Genomic DNA, 16,375 nt, shown 5'->3' with positions numbered 1-16,375 from the left:
AGGTGATTAAGAATTTTCTTGGGCCCATGTTTCTACATCCCAAACTTTCGTTACCCAATCTTTATAAAATTCTGGTTCGTGACATACAAGAAGAATAGTTCCTTTATATGCTTTCATAGCTTTTTGTAATTCTTCTTTTGCTGTAACATCAAGGTGATTTGTTGGCTCATCAAAGAGTAACCAGTTACTTTCTTCACCCATTAGTTTACATAAACGAACTTTTGCTTGCTCGCCACCGCTTAATTGGTTCAGTGGACGAGAGATATGTTCATTTTTTAAACCACATTTCGCTAACATTGCACGAACTTGATGTTGGTCTAAGCTAGGGAATGTATTCCAAACATCATCAATTGGTGTTATATTATCAGCCTTCACTTCTTGCTCGAAGTATGATGGGTTTAAGAAATCACCAAGACTTGTTTTTCCGCTTAATGGTTTAATCTTACCTAAGATCGTCTTTAATAGTGTTGACTTACCGACACCATTACATCCAACAATTGCAATTTTTTCACCACGTTCAATTGTCATTGTTAATTTTGGTAATAAAGGATGTGTATATCCAATCTCTACATTTTCTCCTTCAAAGACGAATCGACTACTCGCACGACTTTCCTTAAATGAGAACTCAGGTTTAATAGCTGTTTCAGGACGATCGATACGTTCCATACGATCCAATTGTTTTTGACGACTCTTTGCACGACCTGTCGTTGAATAACGAGCTTTATTTTTCGCAATGAAATCTTCTTGTTTTTTAATAAACTCTCGTTGCTTTTCATAAGCGTTTATATGTTGATTTTTATTCATTTCCGCTAGCTCTAAGAATTTTTCATATGTCGCTGTATAACGCGTCATCTTCGTAAATTCTAGATGGAAAATAATATCTACACATTTATTCATAAATTCCGTATCATGGGAAATTAATAGGAATGCATGTGGGTATTCTTTTAAATAAGTTGTTAGCCAATGAATATGTTCAACATCTAAATAGTTGGTAGGCTCATCTAATAGTAGTACTTCAGGTTGCTCAAGTAGTAACTTTGCAAGTAATACTTTTGTACGCTGTCCACCACTTAATGCTGCAACATCACGATCTAGACCAATTGCGTCAATTCCAAGACCACGCGCCGCTTCTTCAATTTTAATATCTAATAAGTAGAAACCGCCTGCTTCAAGAGCATCTTGTATTTCTGCCATTTGCTCAAGAAGCTCTTCTAATTCTTCCGGTGTAGCAGTTCCCATTTTTTCTGTAACTTCATTTAAAGCTTTTTCTTTTTCAAATAAGGGTAAGAACGCATCTGCTAATACATCACGAATTGTGCGACCAGGTGTTAAAATTGTATGCTGATCTAAGTAACCGTAATTTGTACCAGGTGTCCATTCTACACGACCTTCATCATGGATAAGTTGTCCAGTAATAATATTCATAAATGTTGATTTACCCACACCGTTTGCACCAACTAAACCAACGTGCTCTCCTGCTAGTAAACGCATAGATACATCTTTAAATAGTGTTCGATCACCAAATGTATGTCCTAGTTTTTCGACTGTTAATAAACTCATAATATCCTCCGTCCAATTTGAAATAGTATCTTGAATCATGATACTAAATTCTCTCGTATAATGCTATCATTTCAAAAATGGATATTTTTAAAAGTAAGGTATTGCATTATTTTGGAAAAAATATATAATATAATTGAACAGTGGTTAATTATTTTGTGAGGTATAAGAAAATGTCGCCAAGAAGAGCAGTCAAACAAGAATTAACAAGAGAAATGATTATGAACGTAGCAAGGAATTTATTTGTACAGCAAGGATATCAACACACTTCAATGCGTAAAATTGCGACAGAACTAGGGTATAGCCATGGTTCAATTTACTACCATTTTAAAAATAAAGCTGAACTTTTTTATGCGATGGTAGAACAAGACTTTCAATTGTTAAATGAAAAGTTAGATGAAATTAGCAAAAGAAGTTTATCTCCAGAAGAGCAGTTAAAAGAAGTCTTGTTTGGCTTTATAGAATTTGGTTTGGAAAATCAAAGCCATTATGAAATTATGTTTTTAATTAAAGATAGCGAGTTAAAGGAATGTTTAGCGGACAGTCCGAATGTTAGTTATGAAAAATTTGCAAAGGTTATTTTTTCTTTATGTAATAAAAAAGTAGATACAATGACGATATGGTCTGTCTTTTTATCATTACATGGGTTTGTGGCACATTATTGCGGAAGTGGGCAAACATTTGACGAGTTAAAAGGGTTAGCTAGGGCGCATGTAGAGTTTATTTCAAAATCGCTTCTAATGTAAGTGATTTTCTTTTTGTAATTAATTGAACGGTGGTTAATTAATTGGAGGAGGGAATTATGATGAAAAAAGCGTTAGTACTGGGAGCATCTGGAGCAATGGGATATGCGATTACAAAGGAGTTATGTAATCGAGGAATTGATGTGATTGCTTTTGCGAGAAATAAGGGGAAGTTGGAGAACTTATTTCAAGGAGAAGAACATATACAAACAGTAGCAGGGGATGTACTTGTAAAGACAGACATAATGGACGCAGCGAAAGGTGTGGATGTTATATTCCACGCTGTTAATATTCCATATTCAGATTGGGAAGAGAAACAGCCTAAATTATTAAGAAACATATTAGAAGTAACAAAAGAAAATAATATGAAGTTAGGGATCGTTGATAACATTTATGCATATGGAAGGCAAATTCAAGGGCTTGTTAAAGAAGATGCTGAAAAGGAACCACATACGAAGAAGGGGAAAATTCGATTACAACTCGGAATGATGGCAGAGCAGAGTGGCGCCAAAATGTTTATCGCTCATTTTCCTGATTTTTACGGTCCACAGGCAGAAAGCACACTCATTCATCATACTTTAAATGGAGTACTTGCAAATAAAGGATCTAGTTTTGTTGGAGATAAGAAGATTGCACGTGAGTACATTTTTACACCAGATGGCGCGAAAGCGATGGTAGAGTTAGCGTTACATGAGGAAGCTTATGGGCAACATTGGAATATACCAGGTTGTGGCGTTATTACAGGAGAAGAAATGATTCAATATATACGTGAATTAACGGGATATACAAAACGGGTTATGACTGTAAAAAGAGGTATGATAAAGTTAATTGGCTTATTTGATAAGCAGATGAAAGAATATGTTGAAATGTTATATTTGACAGAAAAACCAGTCGTATTAAGTGGAGAGAAATATGAAAAGTATATAGGTATTTTACCTAAAACTTCATATTATGAGGGATTAAAAAAAACCATTATATATATGAATAATAATAGTAAATAAAAAGCGTACTTCTTTCTCAAATTGATGAGAAAGAAATACGCTTTTATCCCGCTATTTGCGGGATGATAATCAGTAGGAATGAACAAAACCCGGACTGATTAAGTTTCATTTTATGCTATGTTCTTGCCGAACTTTTTATTTACGAACCCTAATAGTAACCCACGTATTTGTGGATCAATGGCAAGACCGATAAGGCCGTACAATATACCAGTAAGCGTTAAGGCTACTAATGGTGGCAAACTAATTAATATTGTACGGTATAGAGCGTAACTGATTATAAATGCGAGACTATTAAATATGATTCCTTTAAATAATAGCCCGAAGCCTTTACGGACAAATAAAGTGAATCCAATCAATAAAGTAAGTTCAGTAATGATAGCTGCCACAGAAGCTCCCATCATTCCAAATTTGCTACCTAAGATAATATAACTTAGGATGGCAACAGCCAATCCAATTCCCATTATTGTCGCACGTTTCCACTGTTGTCCAATTGTTGTTAAGTTATCAGCGAGTGGATAGTTGATAGATTGTAAAATGACCATAAAGGCTAAGATTGCAAGAGCATCACCAGCTGGTGCATAGTCTTCACCTAATAAAGTAACAATCCAAAAGCTAGGATCGGCGATAAATGGGATAGCAATTCCCATACCTAAAAAGGACATAAGTTTTAATTCGAACTGAGATAGCTTTCTATGTTCCACGATATTTTTTTCATTTCCGAAAGCGAATAATTTTGGATAAAATGCTGCTGCAATTACACCAGGTATTTGATACAGTACGGCAGGTATTTTATAGGCAGCCCCAAAGAATCCAACTTGCTCATGTGTTGAAACTTTTTCTAATATAATAGGACCTAACTGTGGTAAAAGCATAATGATAATGCCATTGATTGTGAAAATAAGCAGTTGATCTAAAATTCCTTTGTCCCAGCCTTTATGAACTTTTGTATGGCGGAGTACCATTAAGAAGGCGATAATCCCTGTTACAAGGCTGGATATCCCGTACATAGCAGCGACCATCATAAGTGACCATTTAAACGACATTCCTATTAGAAGCGCAGCAGCTGCTGTTACGCCTTGCAGTACAGAAATAATCGCTGTAAATTGCATGCGTTCTGTTACTTGGAAATATGCCATCCCAACACCTTGTAAAGTGGCTCCAAACATGGTTGGTAGTACGACCCAATATACCATGGCACGTAAGTAAGCATCAGTGTAGAAGAACTGAGCAAAAATAGCGAAGAGCACAGAAATTACGATAGCTAATACTAAACGAATACGTAAATAACTACTTATTAATACGCTAATGTTAGCGTCACTTCTCGTTCCTTCACGCATAAACGTATGTGTTAAACCTGCATCTGTAAAATAACAAATGACAGCGGAAACTGCTAATGCAACTGTAAACATCCCATACTCATTTGGTGAAACATATCTTGCAAAGAGGATTGTCGCAATCGCAAGTACAAATCGAACAGTAATATTTCCTACAAAGAGGTAGGAGGCATTTTTAAGGATTTTATTTGTTTTCATGGAAAAAGACCTTTCTATTCTTCAGGACACGTTTTGTCCAATTTGTAAATTAAATTTGTTCAAGGGAAGAATGTTTAAAAGCATATTTTTTATTTAAGAAAACAGAAATTTAATGCGTACAAACCAAAGCATCGCGTATAATTTTTTGCTACGCTTTCCATTTTTTGAATAGATTTTTCGGCAATATTTCTTTATATCGCTTTTAATTAATCGAACTTTTGATTTATCTAATTTAGAGTTCTCTTTAATGTATATACAAGCATTGTTAATGACTGTATACGGGAATAGATAAGTTTCAAGGATTTCAATAAGCTCCGTAGAATCCTTCGTTATTAAGTCTTCTGATTTATTATGAATCCAATTCTTCATTCGAGTAAATACTTCTAACTCTTTCGTTGTTTTTAATTCATAATCTTTATAATTTGAAGAAAGGTTTCCTCCTGATAGGATTCGATAATATGTTAAATATTCATCGACATAACATACATTTGTTACACTCATTAATTTAAATAGAAATTCTAAGTCTTCTCCCCAGCTACATCCTGGTGTGAAACGAATATCATGGTCCATCACGATAGATTTTTTGAAAATCCAAGTACTCGTTTGTGCGAAAACTTGATGTGTTAAGAAATCTTTTGTCATATTTCCTTTAACAAAGTTTGTCGTGTTTGCAACCTTTTCGCCAGTCTCTTCGTAGAAGTTCATATATCCACAATAGCAAGCATTCATATTATTTTTGTGCATGCTTTCCATTTGCTTTTCTATTTTTGTATGATGCCATAAATCATCACTATCAAGAAAAGAAATATATTCCCCGCTTGCGTTTTCAATTCCTGTATTACGAGCAACAGAAACGCCTTGATTTTCTTGTAAGATATATTTTATTTGTTCAGGGTGTTTTTTCTTGAGATTTTTAACGAGAGAAGATGATTGATCTTTACTTCCATCATCAACAACTACAATTTCAATATTTTTATATGTCTGATTCAGTATTGATTCCATCGTCTCTTCAATGTATTTTTCCGCATTATACAGCGGGATAATAACGGAAACGAGTTGTGTTTGTTCCATCATATAATTATTATCTCCTCAAATTTTTTATGTTGTACACTATATAGGCCTTTTGCAAGGAAGAAGATTACAAGAACATCTGTATAAGTTTACCGCATATAAACTTTGTAAATCAACATTATGTATTTTATATAAAAAAACCTTCCTTTTTGCTTTGTAAAAAGGAAGGTAAATCAATTATTACATATTCCAAGGTTTACTCAGTGTTAACACTTCGGCCATTTCTTTGCTTTTTAAACGTCCTTTTTTTCTATTTTCTGCACGCTCGGAACCAGTTGTGTGTAGCCAATGTTCTTCTTCGGTTTCAGGAAGTACTTGTGGAACAGATGAAGGCTTTCCATCTTTTAACGCAACGAATGTAATGAAACATGTTGCAGCTATTCTACGTTCACCTGCTAGCAAATTCTCTGCGATTACTTTTACGAAAACCTCCATGGAAGATTTTCCTGTGTAACATACGAATGCTTCATAACAAACAGAATCTGCTTGATGAATGGGGGTTAAAAAATCAACGGAATCGATAGATGCTGTGACGCAATGTTTACGGCTATGTCTTGCAGCTGCGATTGAGGCGATGCTATCAATTTCTGCTAATAATTTTCCTCCGAAAAGCGTTTGATGGTTATTTAAATCATTAGGAAAAACACGTGTTGTTTTAATTGCTTTTGATTCTCGCATGAATTTCTTTTCCATATATTCAGCCCCTATTTTCTGTTTTCAATCAGAATGACATGTATTGTAAGTGGAGTACAAAATTATTAAAGATCGTTAGATATTTAATGAAGTAAAGAATTCCAGAAGAGGGTTAGTAAAACTTCTGTATTTGTATTCATGTAACTGAAAGAAAATTTATCCTATATAAAATGTAGTGTAAAAGAGGATTCGCTTACATTGCAAGTGAAAAAGTTATGACTCTGTATTTGTCATAGAAATTCCCTATCAGCCGTGTACCTATTCATGATAGAATCGTTTTGTTATGAATGGAAATAGAGGTGCAATGGATATATGAATCATATACAAACAAATTTTTCATCTTTCTTTAGTAAAATAGTGATCGGTGCGATGCTTGCATTTTTTGTTTATAGTTGTTGGTCAGCATTTGAAACAAGTAAGCAATTTTTTGGAGGGAATACAACAAGCGTAACAATTGTATTGGTGATTTTTGTTATTCTTATGCTGTTAGTTTCATCGATTTTACAGTATCGTTTTACAGATAAACAATTTCTTATTTTTCTTTTAAGTATATCTATAGTTGCGAGACTTAGTGTGGTTCTATTTGTAGATGTTCCGCTAATCGGTGATATGAAAGTTATGTTTGAGTTTGCCAAGCAGATTGCACTTGGCAATTATGTCGGGAATATAACTCAGTTACCTTTTATTATTTATGAATCAATTATTATTCGTATATTTGGTGATACAGTATTCGTATTGCAGTTATGTAATATTTTATTTTGCATAGGGACTGTATTTTTCATTTATCGTATTGCTGCTATGATATTTGGGGAAGAGTGTGGTCGTATTGCGTCTGTATTTTACGCTCTATATATTCCAAATATATTTATGAGCTCCTTATTAACGCCAGAATCACTTGCGATATTTTTATTTTACTTTGCTTGTTACATACTCTTATATAGAGGATTAGATCATCCTTATATGTGGGTGCTCTCATCGATTTTATTTGCATTTAGCAATATGATTTTTCCGATGGGGTTATTCTTTCCTATTTTTATCACTGTATATGTGTTGTTGATTGAATTCTTTCAATCGGCAACGAAACAAAAAGTGCTATTAAAGATGATAGGGATACTCATTTTGTTTTATAGCGTTCATTTTGGTGTGAGTTATGGGATTAATACAATGGGAATGTCACAATATACGATTTCGAACGAGACGTATGTTCAATCTGTTTTAATTGGGAAAACTCAAAGTGAGGAAAAGATACCAAAAAATCAAAGTGTAACAGAGTATATGAATCAAAAGTTAAAAGAGATTGAGGGAGAAAGATTTAAACCCTTAAAACCAGTAATGAATCAGTTTTCAAACGAGGGAACAAATTCTATTCTGTTTAAATATGAAAAACTTATATATATAGCCGTAACGTTGTTTATGGCTATAGCCTTATTACACTTCCTTATTAAGAAACAGCAACACGAAGGATATATGTTGTTCGTATTGTTAATTAGCGGATACGTATTGTTAAGGTTATTCCAAATAGATGTGGCGTATTATAATATTATTATGCCGGCATTGTTTATTTTACAAAGTTTTGGTGTTTATATGAGTTACGTTTACTGTCAAAAAATATTCTTCAGAAAATAAAAAGAATCCGCTTTGGATTCTTTTTTTGTTGATGGAAGGTGAGAATTAGTCGTGAGCGGAGATGAAAAATCGCTACGGACCTAAGTTTTACCTTAACGGTTTAGTTCCAGTTGTAAGCTATCAGCTGTTAGGGCCATTTTTGAAGAATCGTCTTGAATACCTTTCATTACTTGTGAAATAGTTTCTAACTCATTCTCAATTTTTTTAGTCTGTTCTTTTGAGTTAGACATATCGTTTACGATTTCTTGGAAGTATTGATCTGTTGCATACATACTATCCGTTCCTTCAGACACGAGAGAACTAATTTGTTTTACGGAAGAAGAGACACGAATAATCTGTTCATTTGTTTTTTCAACGAGTTTTGTAACGTTGAATATAGATTCTTTCGTTTGCTCGGATAACTTGCGAATTTCTCCAGCTACAACAGAAAAACCTTTACCAAATTCTCCAGCACGTGCAGATTCAATAGCAGCATTTAGTGCGAGTAAATTTGTTTGCTCTGCAATTGATTTTACGATATCTATAATTTCGTTAATTTTGTTAGAGATATCGAGAAGTTCATGCGTATCTGTAATGATGGTTTCCATATTCGTTTGAATGGATTCCATTCGTTTGTTTTGCTGATTTAATTGTTCTTTACCCTTATTTGCTTTTTCTTCCGATGTGATAGCTAATGATGTACCTGTTTTAGCGATTTCTACAATCGTTTCCGATTTAGCGGTTAATTCTTGAATAGAAGAGCTTGTTTTTTCAGATACAGATGCTAGTTCTGTTGCGATATGTGTAATTGTCATAGCTGTTATTTCTTTTTCTTTTTCATGTTCTTTTTGCATTCTTTCATACTCTGCTTCATAAGCCGCAAGAACAAGTTCTTGTTCGAGGGTGAATAATTTATTTATTACGTTTATAGAATGAGAAAAATCCTCGATTGTTGTAATTTTTGTTTGCAAAATCTTCATGATAGAGCGGAATAGTTCTTGATAAGCGGCAGTATACCACTTTCTATGTAAACCAATTTGCACATGTCTTTTAGCGATTCTAACACGTTGTTCAATAAAATCTTCGTGCATATTTCCGCTGAATAATTCTGTTATATGTGTTTTTAAAGTTTGTTTTAGTTTTGGAATAGAGCTGTAACGTTCAATAACATGAATTAAATTAGGTTGTTTTGTAATATTGGCATAGAACTTGTCTGTAATCCAATCTATCTCTTCATAAATAAAGGGCTGTAGTACTTTTACAATTTGTAAATCTTCTTTTGAAATATGTAGCATATCCATTTGGATTTTTAATTCAGAATTAGCAGGAATGTTAAAGATTATTTGTTTGTCCTTACTTAATTCGATTATACTGGTGCTTGTTTTAGTAGTGTGTTTTTTAAAAACCCCAAGCATTGTTCTTCCCCCTGTTTGTAAAGCGTTTTCATTTTTGGTTCTTATATAATTATATATTTTTATATACAATTACTCTATATTAGTGTGTAGAATAGTATATAAATTAAGAGAATTCTAAGTAGAATTCTCTTAATGGCTTTTATTAATCTTAGCATGTGTTTTAAAGAAAACTGGGAAATGTACATTATATATCACAGTGACGACACGAATAACGAATGTTACTAATAAGCAAACATAGAAAGCTAATACGTGCGCACCCATTGCATGTGTGATTAGGAAGCTAATTGCTCCTAAGATAGAAGCGATTGCGTAAATCTCTTTTCGGAATACGTAAGGGATATCTTGAGCGCAAATGTCACGCAAAATACCGCCTCCAATACCTGTAATGACTCCCATTGAAACTACTAAAAATGAGGCGTCAACATGATGTGACATTGCCGCATTTGCACCAATAGCTGTAAATACGCCTAAGCCAACAGCATCAGAAAGCATAATAACGACTTGAAGTTTATTAATACGTTCAAAAAACATACAAGTAAATAATGCTGATAATACGCTTACGAAAAAGTAAATAGGTTTTACAAATGCGACAGGAGGCAGGTTACCGATCATAATATCACGAATAATACCGCCGCCGAGCGCAGTAGCTACAGCTAAACAAAGGACACCGAATAAATCTAAATCTTTTTTTAAACCAACTAATGTACCGGAAATAGCAGCGGCGATAATGCCAAGAAACGTAAATATGTCGATTAATAACATGGCTGTAATCCCTTCCTCCTAAAGATGTTCCAGAGAAAAAATATACACTAAAGTTATGTAAATAACAATGCATTTTCGTTACATGTAGAAAAAAAGAAAAAATGAGGAAAGAAAGCGCTTGGAAATACAAATTTGCTTTTTTTCTATAAGGTAAATGGAGGGAGAAATGTGAGACGTTTAATTGAAAAATATATGTTATAATAAATATTTGAGATAATAAAAAATATCAACTGTATAGATTGAAATTAGGTAATAGTTATGGAGGTTCTAAATGTTAAGCGAAAATGGTAAGAGTAATAAATTTGAAAATTTTCTACTAATCTTTATTTTGTTGCAACCAATTTTAGATTTGCTTACAGCATTCTGTATAATGGTTCTAAAAATTGATACGACTATTGGAGTTATTTCACGCTTATTCGTTATGTTTCTAGGTGGAATATATATTTTAATTCAAACAAAGAAAAAAGGAAGTATAAAATATATATCGTATATAATCCTAGTTGGAATAGTTTTCGCTATTGGATTGGTAAATAATAAATTTACAAAGGATCCTATGGTACTGACAGAGGAAATCAAGTTTATAGCAAAAGCGTTATATCCATTTGTTATGCTTACTTGTTATGTATTTGTTTTTAAATCATTAAAAGAAAAAAGACATTCAAAAATGCGTGACTATATTACGTATGCATCATTAATTACGGGAATAGTAATGGTAGTTTCGATTGCAACAGGAACAGATTACAATAATTATGAGTGGTTAAAGTTAGGATCACGTGGCTGGTTTTATGCAGGTAATGAGTTAGGGTCTATCTTAGCGATCATGTGTCCGATTGTTGTTTTATATTCGATTGAAAAAACAAAAAGTATGGGAAAAATATACTACTGGATTCCTTCCGTTTTAGTTGTTTTTTCATTATTTGCAGTTGGTACGAAGGTTGGCGTAGGAGCAATTTACGCAACGATGGCGATTGCGGTTGTTATGTGCTTTATTCAAGCCTTTACACAAGGTAAAAAAGGAAAGAAAAATATATATTTATTAAACGGTTTTATTGCAATGACCGTTTTTGTAGGAATCATGGCGTATACACCTTTTTCACCATTTCTAAAAAATATGGGTATTCATGTTCAATTAATTGAAGACCAACAGACTGCGAAAAAGGAAGAGAAGAAAAAAGAGCCGGGAGCAGGCAAAGAGCATAAACCGCCTGTTACAGAGAAAGAAAAAGAGAAGGAAAAAGAAAAAGAGAAAGTTGCAGAGAAAAAAGAAGAAACACAAGCTATCATTTTCAGTGGGCGTCAATTATTTGAGCAAATGTATAAAGACTTCTATAAAGAAGCCCCAACTTCTCAAAAATTATTAGGTATGGGTTATGCTGGTAACTATAAAGCAGAGCCGAAATTAATTGAACGTGACTTCCATGATTGGTTCTATTCGTTCGGAATCATCGGATTCATTTTACTCGTAGTTCCATTCTTATACTTTGGTATTAAATTTATCGTATGTGTATTTACTAAATTTAGACAAGTATTCACAGTGAAATATGCAATGGTGATTGCATCGATACTTCTCGGATTAGGTATCTCATTTATAGCTGGTCATATTTTAATGTCACCGGGAGTAAGTTTTTATTTAGTATTAATCATGGCATATTTAATAGTTGACTTGGAAATTGAATGATAGAAAAATAAAAGCTAGCATATGTTAGCTTTTATTTTGTTAGAGTAAATAAAAAGAAAAATGGGGGATGTAAGAAATGAAAGTGTTGCATATGAATGCTGGTGCAGAAGAAGGTGGGGGAAAAACACATATTATTTCACTTTTATCTCAATTTTCAAAGGAAGAAGTGGAATTAATGGTATTTGAAGAAGGTGCGATCGCTAGAGAGGCGAGGAACCTCGGTATTCAAGTGCATGTTTTTACTCAATCATCTCGGTACGACCTATCAATTCTTTCAAAAATAAAGGCATTTATTAATGAAAACCAATTTGACATTGTGCATACACATGGCGCACGAGCAAATTTCTATCTCTCCCTCTTGAAAAAAGGTATAAAAGCGAAATGGATAATGACTGTCCACAGTGATCCAACTTTGGATTTTATGAAGAGGGGATTAAAAGGATGGATATTTACGAAGTTAAATTTACGTTCTTTCAGGAAGGTAGATTTGTTCTTTGCAATTACGGAAAATTTCAAAGAAAATATAATGAAACTTGGTGTACCAGAAGAGAAAATTTGTACAGTTTATAACGGAATCGAGTATGATAACACTCCAGCAAAGCCTTATGATAAGAGTGAATTTGGCATCGGCGAAGGAGTATTTACGGCCATTCAAGTGGCACGTCTTCATCCCGTTAAAGGTCATAATATTTTATTTGAAGCGTTACAAAAAACTGAAATTCCAAATATAAAGGTGCTTCTGCTTGGTGATGGACCTATAGAAGCAGAATTAAAAGAGATGGTGAAACAAAAAGGCTTAGAGGATAAGGTGATTTTTCTAGGTTTTCGTACAGATTCAAAAGAATTATATGCATCTGCACACATTAATTTGTTAACCTCTTATAGTGAAAGTTTCCCTCTTGTTTTATTAGAGGCGGCGAATCAACGCTTAACATCTATTGCAACAAATGTAGGTGACATGAGCAAGTTAATAGTCGATGATACGTATGGATGGATTGTACCAATTGGTGATGTAGATTCGTTAGCAAGTGCATTAGAAAGTGCTTATGAAAAATGGTTGAATAATGAATTAGAAGCGATGGGAAATCGTTTGTATAATCACGCATCTACTCATTTCTCACTAAAGAATCTGTATGAAGATACTCGTAATGCATATAAAAAACTTTTATTGAAATAGAGAGGATAGTTAATTATGGAAGTACAAAAGGTTGATATTCTAGGTGTCCCTTTCTCCACAATGACAATGGATGAAACAATCCAATATTTAAAGAAACAGCTAGAAGTGGAGCAAGCTCATACTTTTCAAGTAGTAACAGCAAATCCTGAAATTGTTATGTGCGCAAAAAAGGATGAAAAGTTCCATAAAACGTTATTAAATACAGATTTAATTACACCTGATGGTATTGGAGTTGTAAAAGCAAGTGGTATGCTGGGTACACCTTTAAAAGAACGTGTAGCAGGTTTTGATTTAATGTGTAATTTATTTGCGAAGTTATCCGAAGAGAATAAACCAGTATCAGTTTTCTTATTAGGTGCAAAACCACATGTTGTACAAGCTGCAGCAGATCATTTAACGAAGACGTATTCAGCGGTATCTATTGTGGGTACACAAGATGGATATTTTAAACAAGAAGAAGAAGAGAATATTGTTTCTCGTATTCAAGAGGCAAAACCAGACCTATTGCTTGTTGCACTTGGTTTCCCAAGACAAGAGAACTTCATCCAAACGAATAAGCACCGTTTAGAAACGAAAATGGCTGTTGGAGTAGGGGGAAGTTTAGACGTATGGGCTGGAGAGGTAACACGTGCCCCAAAATGGATTCAAGCTATTAACTTAGAATGGTTTTATAGATTATGTAGTAATCCAACACGTTGGCGCCGTCAATTAGTATTAGCGGAATTTCTAAAAGAAGTAATGCGTTCAAAAAAGTAGCGGAATATCGCTACTTTTTTTATTTGTTCATTTTTGATAAATATTTTATTTCTCGGGAATGATGAAGGAGAATTTTTTAAACGAAAGTATTTTACTTATACAATTCACACATGTAAAATGATGTGTAAAGACAGCTGTGTAAGGAGGACTTCTTGTGGGCAAGGTAAAAGAAATTTCGAAGCGAAAGCTACTTGGTATAGCGGGGCTTGGATGGTTATTTGATGCAATGGATGTTGGAATGCTTTCATTTGTAATGGTAGCGCTGCAAAAAGATTGGGGATTAACGAGTCAGGAAATGGGCTGGATAGGTAGTATTAACTCAATTGGTATGGCAGTAGGGGCACTTATATTTGGAATATTATCAGATAAAATAGGACGGAAATCAGTCTTTATTATTACATTATTACTATTTTCTATCGGCAGTGGTTTAACGGCTTTAACGACGACACTCGCGATGTTCCTCGTGTTACGATTTGTAATTGGTATGGGGCTTGGCGGAGAGTTGCCGGTTGCCTCTACACTAGTATCAGAGAGTGTTGAAGCACATGAACGAGGCAAAATTGTTGTGCTATTAGAAAGTTTTTGGGCAGGTGGCTGGCTAATTGCAGCACTTATCTCGTATTTTGTTATTCCGAAATATGGTTGGGAAGTTGCGATGGTATTGAGTGCGGTTCCAGCGCTATACGCTTTATATTTAAGATGGAATTTGCCGGATTCTCCAAGATTCCAAAAAGTTGAAAAAAGACCATCTGTTATTGAAAATATAAAATCAGTTTGGTCTGGAGAATATCGTAAAGCTACAATTATGCTATGGATTTTATGGTTTTGTGTTGTCTTTTCCTATTATGGAATGTTCCTTTGGTTACCTAGTGTAATGGTACTAAAAGGATTTAGTTTAATAAAGAGTTTCCAGTACGTTCTTATTATGACATTAGCTCAACTTCCAGGTTATTTTACTGCCGCTTGGTTTATTGAACGTCTTGGTCGTAAATTTGTTTTAGTTACGTATTTAATCGGTACAGCGTGCAGTGCTTACTTGTTTGGCGTTGCAGAGTCATTAACAGTTTTAATCGTGGCAGGTATGTTATTATCCTTCTTCAATTTAGGTGCTTGGGGTGCGTTATACGCTTATACACCTGAACAGTATCCAACAGTTATTCGTGGTACAGGTGCAGGGATGGCAGCGGCATTCGGTCGTATTGGTGGTATTCTTGGACCGCTACTAGTAGGATATTTAGTTGCTTCACAAGCTTCATTATCGTTAATATTTACGATTTTCTGCGGATCAATTTTAATTGGCGTTGTGGCTGTAATAGTACTTGGGCAAGAAACGAAGCAACGGGAATTAATATAAAGTGAAAATTTGATGAGTGGGGGGCTTTCCCTACTCATTATTAGCCCGCACCAATCGGGATAAAAAAACAGAGGGAACCGTGATGGTTTCCTTTTTTCTGTTTTTTTAGATAAATAATGGTATAGTAAGAAAAAGGGATTATTTCTTATAAAAGCGAATGTATACAACAGGACATACGGACAAAAGAATTAGGTGGTTGAAGAAATGAAAATTTTACTGATTATGGAAAATGCAGAAGAACGAAAAATTTTAACTGAAAAATTTACTGAAAATATACGGAATGTAGAATGTTTTGAAGCAAAGACAGGAACAGAATCATTATTTCTGATGAAAAAACATACACCAGATTTTGTTTTTTTAAATTCAAAATTACTAGATGGTACTGGTTTTGAATATGCGGGTTTATTACGGGAAGTAAATTGCTATACAAAATTTATTTTTGTAGGCGAAGATCTAGAAGAGTCCATTGCAGCTTTTCGTTTCCAAGCATTGTATTATTTATTACGACCATTTCGTGAAGATGATTTGCAATTTCTTTTATATAGAATGGGTAAAGAGCAAGGAAAGCAAGCGAAGAGTTGTTTGCGAAAATTACCGATCGAAGGTCAAGAGGGTATTCGTTATATTTTCCCGGAAAATATTGTATATGTAAGTAAAAATAAAGAGAATAAGACGGTTTCAATTTATACAACAAATAATCAGTATATTTCAACATATACACTTCAAGAGTTAGAAAATAAACTAAATGTATATGATTTTTTACGTGTGCACAAAAGTTATTTAATTAATATGTCATATGTACAAGAACTGAAGCCTTATTATAATGGCACATATAATTTGTATTTAGATAGATATGATGAGCAACCGATTCCAGTAAGCCGTAATTATGTAAAACGCCTTCGAAATAAAATTGAATTGTAGCAGGTAATGAGAGCATTTTAACATGATAAACTAAAAATCCTTCATGATAAGGAGGATTCAATTTAAATATTCAGAAAATTTAGTACAATTTCCACTAAGAAGTAGTATTG

The 16,375-nt window shown here is 33.8% G+C and carries 14 protein-coding genes and 1 pseudogene; 8 read left to right on the top strand and 7 right to left on the bottom strand.

Translation table 11 applies throughout. From position 1 onward, the window contains the following. Window positions 1-6: 6 nt before the first annotated feature. The gene (locus tag BAQ48_RS09360; protein ID WP_071710887.1) at window positions 7-1,560 is read right to left on the bottom strand and encodes an ABC-F family ATP-binding cassette domain-containing protein; all 1,554 of its coding nucleotides are present in this window, start codon (window positions 1,558-1,560) and stop codon (window positions 7-9) included. A gap of 170 nt (window positions 1,561-1,730) precedes the next feature. On the opposite strand from BAQ48_RS09360, the gene BAQ48_RS09355 reads away from it, so the two are divergent. Further along, window positions 1,731-2,303, top strand: a complete 573-nt coding sequence (locus BAQ48_RS09355) for a TetR/AcrR family transcriptional regulator (protein WP_071710854.1) — start codon at window positions 1,731-1,733, stop codon at window positions 2,301-2,303. Between the two features lie 59 nt (window positions 2,304-2,362). Further along, window positions 2,363-3,301, top strand: coding sequence for an SDR family NAD(P)-dependent oxidoreductase (locus BAQ48_RS09350; RefSeq protein WP_071710853.1), 939 nt, complete (start codon window positions 2,363-2,365; stop codon window positions 3,299-3,301). A 110-nt stretch (window positions 3,302-3,411) separates the two neighbouring features. Here BAQ48_RS09350 and BAQ48_RS09345 read toward each other — a convergent pair whose 3' ends face one another. The 3 genes from BAQ48_RS09345 to BAQ48_RS09335 form a co-directional block, all read right to left on the bottom strand. Continuing rightward, the gene (locus BAQ48_RS09345) at window positions 3,412-4,833 is read right to left on the bottom strand and encodes an oligosaccharide flippase family protein (RefSeq protein ID WP_071710852.1); all 1,422 of its coding nucleotides are present in this window, start codon (window positions 4,831-4,833) and stop codon (window positions 3,412-3,414) included. A gap of 93 nt (window positions 4,834-4,926) precedes the next feature. Further along, a complete protein-coding gene (locus tag BAQ48_RS09340; protein WP_071710851.1) occupies window positions 4,927-5,907 on the bottom strand; it encodes a glycosyltransferase family 2 protein in 981 nt (326 codons plus the stop codon). A 177-nt stretch (window positions 5,908-6,084) separates the two neighbouring features. Next, the gene (locus BAQ48_RS09335) at window positions 6,085-6,597 is read right to left on the bottom strand and encodes an acyl-CoA thioesterase (RefSeq protein WP_000412134.1); all 513 of its coding nucleotides are present in this window, start codon (window positions 6,595-6,597) and stop codon (window positions 6,085-6,087) included. 312 nt (window positions 6,598-6,909) lie between these two features. Here BAQ48_RS09335 and BAQ48_RS09330 point away from each other — a divergent pair, with 312 nt between their 5' ends. After that, the gene (locus tag BAQ48_RS09330; protein WP_071710850.1) at window positions 6,910-8,223 is read left to right on the top strand and encodes an ArnT family glycosyltransferase; all 1,314 of its coding nucleotides are present in this window, start codon (window positions 6,910-6,912) and stop codon (window positions 8,221-8,223) included. A gap of 92 nt (window positions 8,224-8,315) precedes the next feature. Here BAQ48_RS09330 and BAQ48_RS28555 read toward each other — a convergent pair whose 3' ends face one another. From BAQ48_RS28555 to BAQ48_RS09320, 3 genes and pseudogenes are all read right to left on the bottom strand, one after another. Then, the gene (locus BAQ48_RS28555; protein ID WP_395592407.1) at window positions 8,316-9,122 is read right to left on the bottom strand and encodes a methyl-accepting chemotaxis protein; all 807 of its coding nucleotides are present in this window, start codon (window positions 9,120-9,122) and stop codon (window positions 8,316-8,318) included. Further along, window positions 9,120-9,497, bottom strand: a pseudogene (locus BAQ48_RS28550) (protoglobin family protein); the annotation flags it as partial. The gene BAQ48_RS28555 and the pseudogene BAQ48_RS28550, both read right to left, overlap by 3 nt. Window positions 9,498-9,746: 249 nt before the next feature. Further along, on the bottom strand, window positions 9,747-10,379 hold the full coding sequence (locus BAQ48_RS09320) for a trimeric intracellular cation channel family protein (protein ID WP_000924372.1): 633 nt from the start codon (window positions 10,377-10,379) through the stop codon (window positions 9,747-9,749). A gap of 271 nt (window positions 10,380-10,650) precedes the next feature. Between BAQ48_RS09320 and BAQ48_RS09315 the strand changes: the two genes are divergently transcribed. The 5 genes from BAQ48_RS09315 (at window position 10,651) to BAQ48_RS09295 (ending at window position 16,265) form a co-directional block, all read left to right on the top strand. Then, the gene (locus tag BAQ48_RS09315) at window positions 10,651-12,057 is read left to right on the top strand and encodes an O-antigen ligase family protein (protein WP_071710848.1); all 1,407 of its coding nucleotides are present in this window, start codon (window positions 10,651-10,653) and stop codon (window positions 12,055-12,057) included. A gap of 76 nt (window positions 12,058-12,133) precedes the next feature. Then, window positions 12,134-13,234 (top strand): glycosyltransferase family 4 protein, encoded by a 1,101-nt coding sequence (locus BAQ48_RS09310; RefSeq protein WP_071710847.1) that lies wholly within the window; start codon window positions 12,134-12,136, stop codon window positions 13,232-13,234. 15 nt (window positions 13,235-13,249) lie between these two features. After that, a complete protein-coding gene (locus BAQ48_RS09305) occupies window positions 13,250-13,990 on the top strand; it encodes a WecB/TagA/CpsF family glycosyltransferase (protein ID WP_000453676.1) in 741 nt (246 codons plus the stop codon). 154 nt (window positions 13,991-14,144) lie between these two features. Continuing rightward, window positions 14,145-15,344 carry an MFS transporter gene (locus tag BAQ48_RS09300; RefSeq protein WP_071710846.1) on the top strand — a complete coding sequence of 400 codons (1,200 nt, stop codon included), beginning with the start codon at window positions 14,145-14,147 and terminating at the stop codon, window positions 15,342-15,344. A 204-nt stretch (window positions 15,345-15,548) separates the two neighbouring features. Next, on the top strand, window positions 15,549-16,265 hold the full coding sequence (locus BAQ48_RS09295) for a LytR/AlgR family response regulator transcription factor (protein WP_071710845.1): 717 nt from the start codon (window positions 15,549-15,551) through the stop codon (window positions 16,263-16,265). Window positions 16,266-16,375: the final 110 nt, after the last annotated feature.

This window comes from Bacillus luti, from assembly GCF_001884105.1.
GTDB lineage: Bacteria > Bacillota > Bacilli > Bacillales > Bacillaceae_G > Bacillus_A > Bacillus_A luti.
This window is presented reverse-complemented; position numbering and strand designations above follow the sequence as displayed.